The sequence below is a fragment of the Kitasatospora sp. NPDC059973 genome, from assembly GCF_042737525.1.
Classification (GTDB): domain Bacteria; phylum Actinomycetota; class Actinomycetes; order Streptomycetales; family Streptomycetaceae; genus Kitasatospora.
Map to the genome: position 1 here is coordinate 1 of NZ_JBHWUI010000327.1, position 3,710 is coordinate 3,710.

A 3,710-nucleotide genomic window follows, 5' to 3' on the forward strand; every position below is an offset into this window, starting at 1 on the left:
GCCCGGCTCCCCCCTCGGGAGCCGGGCCGGTGCCGCCGGGTCGGGGCGGTCGGGACACTCAGGCGACGAGCTTGATCACCGCCTCGGCCGCGGCCTTGCCCGCCGCGGAGACGATCGCCTTCACCAGGTCGCCCAGGGCTCCCGTGACGCCGGCCGCGAGGGTGTCGGTGCCGTCCAGGGTGGCCTTGAAGGTGCCGTTGAGGATGCCGTCCCACTTGGCGGTGATCTGCGGGTTGTTGCCGACGAAGGTGAAGTCGTCGTTGCGGTCCGGGGTGCCGAACGGCAGTCCGGCGACGGTCCCCTCGGTGTGGCCGGAGCGCTGGAAGGTGAACACCGTGCCGTCCGGCGTCATGACGGCGGCCGAGATGGTGTAGTCGATGTTGTCGAAGCCGCTGTCGTGGGCGTGCGTGGTGAACGAGTAGAACCCGTCCTGCCGCATCACGACGTGCGCCGAGCCTCCGACGGCGATGTCGGTCGTGACGTCCTGGTCGAAGTTCTTGCTCGACGTGTCGTACCAGAAGTGGTCCCGGACGGAGGCGTCGCCGCCGACGAACCAGAGCTCCATGCTCCCGGGGATCCGCGAGACGGCCGCGACCCCACTGGTGATCGAGGCGCTGCCGGGGCCCGACAACTCGAAGCCCTGCCAGGTGGCGCCCTCGTACCAGTACCGGTCCTGCACCGACCCGTTGGCGCCGACGAACCACACCTCCATGCTCCCGGGGATCCGCGAGACCGCCGCGATGCCGGTGTGGGTGGAGGCGCTGCCGGCCGGGGCCAGCTCGAAGCCCTGCCAGGCGGCGCCCTCGTACCAGTACCGGTCCTGCACCGACCCGTTGGGCCCGACGAACCACACCTCCATGCTCCCGGGGATCCGGGAGACGGCCGCGACGCCGCCGGTACTGGCCGCGCTGCCGGGGCCCGAGAGTTCGAAGCCCTGCCAGGCGGCGCCCTCGTACCAGTAGCGGTCCTGGACGGAGCCGTTGGCGCCGACGAAGAAGACCTCCATGCTGCCCGGGATCCGCGACACCGCCGCGATTCCCCCGACGGTCGAGGCCGTGCCGGGGCCCGACAGCTCGAAGCCCTGCCAGGCGGCGCCCTCGTACCAGTACCGGTCCTGGACGGAGCCGTTGGCGCCGACGAAGAAGACCTCCATGCTGCCCGGGATCCGCGACACCGCCGCGATCCCGCCGGTGGGGGCGGCGCTGCCGGGGCCCGACAGCTCGAAGCCCTGCCAGGCGGCGCCCTCGTACCAGTACCGGTCCTGCACCGACCCGTTGGCGCCGACGAAGAAGACCTCCATGCTGCCCGGGATCCGCGACACCGCCGCGATGCCGCCGTTGACGGAGGCGCTGCCGGCCGGCGCCAGCTCGTAGCGCCGCCACGGCGACCCGTCGTACCAGTACGCGCCCTGGACCGAGCCGTCCTGGGCGACCCACCAGAGCTCCATGCTCCCGGGGATCCGGGAGACCGCGGCGACCCTGCTCGACACCGACGCGCTGCCGGCCGAGGAGAGCGTGAATTGGTTCCAACTCATCTGGGACCTCCCGTAGTTCGCTGGAGAAGCGACGGACCGGAAGGCTCCCGGCCCGCTCCGTGCGGGGCGCTCTCCGGTCTCCCGGGCCGAGCGCCCCACCGCGTGCTCCCACGGTAGGAATCCGCCGGGGCGAGGGCATGAGGCCGTGGTCCTGCCTGTGTCCCGGGACCAGTGCACCACCCGGGCCCGCACCGCCCTGGGACACCGGCCCGGGCCCACCAGGGAGGCCGGTTCGCGGTCCTGACGGTCAGTGGTAGTAGGCCGCGACCACCGCCCGCACCTCGTCGTACAGGGCCGGGCCCTCCTGCGGGACGGGCGGCCGGCCGCTGCCCGGCCGGATGCCCAGGAGCTGATCGTTCGACAGGGCGAACACGACCCGCCGCAGCCCCGCCTGCTGGACGGCCGCCTCGCACATGGAGCACGGCTGGCAGCTGGTGTACAGCGTGGTCGCCGCCGCCGTGGCCGCGTCCAACTCCCGTGCGGCCCAGCGCGCCAGCTTCAGTTCGGGGTGCGCGGTGATGTCCCGCTCGGTGCGGGTCGTGTTCCGCTCCTCGGCGAGCACCGCGCCGTCCGGGCCGGCCAGCAGCGATCCGAACGGCGGGTTGCCGCTCGCGCGGGCCTCGGCCGCGAGCGCGATCGCCCGCCGGAGGAGGGTGTGGTCGTCGGGGACGGTCATGACTGCTCCGTAGGGGTGAGAGGGGGCCGGATGTGCGCGGCCACGGCGGCGAGTGCCTGCCAGGCCGCCTGCGGACGGCGGGTCTCGCGCGGGTCGCCGTGGTAGGGGTCGAGGACGACGGTGTCGGCGCCCAGCAGCCGGAGCCGGTCGAGGTCGGCCATGACCTGCTCGATCGTGCCCTCGCCGGCGAGCCGCTCCGGTCCGGTGACCGGCTCCGCGGTGAGCCGGAGCGCGATCCGGGGGGCGAAGGCGGGGACGGGGCGCCGCTGTTCGGCGGCGAGCTCCCCCAGCCGGGCCACGGATCCGCGCAGCATCGGCAGGGTGCAGCGCAGCGGGTGCCAGGCGTCCGCGAACCGCACCGCCCGACGCAGGCCCGCCTCGCTGTTGCCGCCGACCCAGAGCGGAATGCGCGCGGTCCCGTAGGAGGCGGTGTCCGCCCAGGCCGCCCTGAGCCCTTCCAGGTGGGCGTCGGTCAGCCGCCCCCGCCGCTCGAACGGGACCCCGAGGGCGGCGAACTCCTGCCGGGCCCAGCCCACCCCCACGCCGAGGACCAGTCGGCCGCCGCTCAGCTCGTTCAGGTTGGCCGCCATCCGGGCGACGAGCAGCGGGTGCCGGTACGGGGCGATGAGGACGGTCGTGCCGAGCCGGACCCGGCCGGTGACACCGGCCAGCCAGGACAGCGTGGTGAACGGCTCGTAGAAGGGGGCGGGGTAGCGCTCGGCGACATCGGGCGTGATGGCCACGTGGTCCGAGACCATCAGCAGGTCGAAGCCCAGGTCTTCCACCGTCCGGGCCCAGTCGCGCAGGACTCCCGGGTCGGTGCCCGGGCCGAAGTTGGGGACGTTGATTCCGATCTTCACACCGCACAGGCTAGCCAGGCCGGACCGGCCGTCAGAAGGGATTCCTGCCTGTTCGGGAGGGCTCCAGCCGTGGATTCACCGGTAATCTGAGCGGATGACCGAGACTCTCGACGCGACGGACTGGGCCATCCTGACCGAGCTCCAGCAGGACGGCCGGCTGCCCTTCACGGAGCTGGCCCGCCGGGTGAACCTGAGCGCGTCGGCGACGACGGAACGGGTCCGGCGGCTGGAGACGGCCGGGGTGATCACCGGCTACCGCGCCGAGGTGGACCTGGAGCGGACGGGGCATCCGGTGCTGGCGGTCGTCCGGCTGAAGTACCCGGGGCCGGGGACGCGGCACGAGCCGCTGCGCCGGCTGGTCGGCGAGCGTCCGGAGATCCTGGAGTGCCTGCGCACCACCGGGGACGACTGCTACGTCCTGAAGGTGGCGACCACGTCGATGGGCCATCTGGAGGAGGTCGTGGACGCGCTGGCCCAGCTGGGGAGCACGACCACCAACCTCGTCCTGAGCCGGACGCTGCCGTTCCGCGGCCCGCGCGTACCGCGCGCGGACGGCGGGCCGCTCTGAGTGGTCACGGCCGCGGGGGCACGGTGGACGGCGCCGAGCGCCGTCCACCGTGCCCGCGGGGCTCGGGGGGCA

The 3,710-nt window shown here is 73.6% G+C and carries 4 protein-coding genes; 1 reads left to right on the top strand and 3 read right to left on the bottom strand.

Annotation, left to right across the window (positions count from 1 at the left end; all coding sequences use genetic code 11):
• Positions 1-58 precede the first annotated feature (58 nt).
• The 3 genes from ACFWA9_RS38685 to ACFWA9_RS38695 all read right to left on the bottom strand — a co-directional run bounded on the left by ACFWA9_RS38685 (position 59) and on the right by ACFWA9_RS38695 (position 3,070).
• Positions 59-1,534 (bottom strand): hypothetical protein, encoded by a 1,476-nt coding sequence (locus ACFWA9_RS38685; RefSeq protein WP_380394205.1) that lies wholly within the window; start codon positions 1,532-1,534, stop codon positions 59-61.
• A 247-nt stretch (positions 1,535-1,781) separates the two neighbouring features.
• A complete protein-coding gene (locus ACFWA9_RS38690; RefSeq protein ID WP_380394208.1) occupies positions 1,782-2,210 on the bottom strand; it encodes a nucleoside deaminase in 429 nt (142 codons plus the stop codon).
• Positions 2,207-3,070 carry an LLM class flavin-dependent oxidoreductase gene (locus tag ACFWA9_RS38695; protein ID WP_380394211.1) on the bottom strand — a complete coding sequence of 288 codons (864 nt, stop codon included), beginning with the start codon at positions 3,068-3,070 and terminating at the stop codon, positions 2,207-2,209. The genes ACFWA9_RS38690 and ACFWA9_RS38695 overlap by 4 nt, the downstream gene beginning before the upstream one ends.
• Positions 3,071-3,164: 94 nt before the next feature.
• On the opposite strand from ACFWA9_RS38695, the gene ACFWA9_RS38700 reads away from it, so the two are divergent.
• Complete coding sequence (locus tag ACFWA9_RS38700) at positions 3,165-3,638, top strand: Lrp/AsnC family transcriptional regulator (protein WP_329485529.1); 474 nt, start codon at positions 3,165-3,167, stop codon at positions 3,636-3,638.
• Positions 3,639-3,710: the final 72 nt, after the last annotated feature.

Bases quoted from the DNA above. Each gene is read 5' to 3' on its own strand.
- ACFWA9_RS38700 (WP_329485529.1), top strand. From the start codon at position 3,165: ATGACCGAGACTCTCGACGCGACGGACTGGGCCATCCTGACCGAGCTC.
- ACFWA9_RS38685 (WP_380394205.1), bottom strand. From the start codon at position 1,534: ATGAGTTGGAACCAATTCACGCTCTCCTCGGCCGGCAGCGCGTCGGTG.
- ACFWA9_RS38690 (WP_380394208.1), bottom strand. From the start codon at position 2,210: ATGACCGTCCCCGACGACCACACCCTCCTCCGGCGGGCGATCGCGCTC.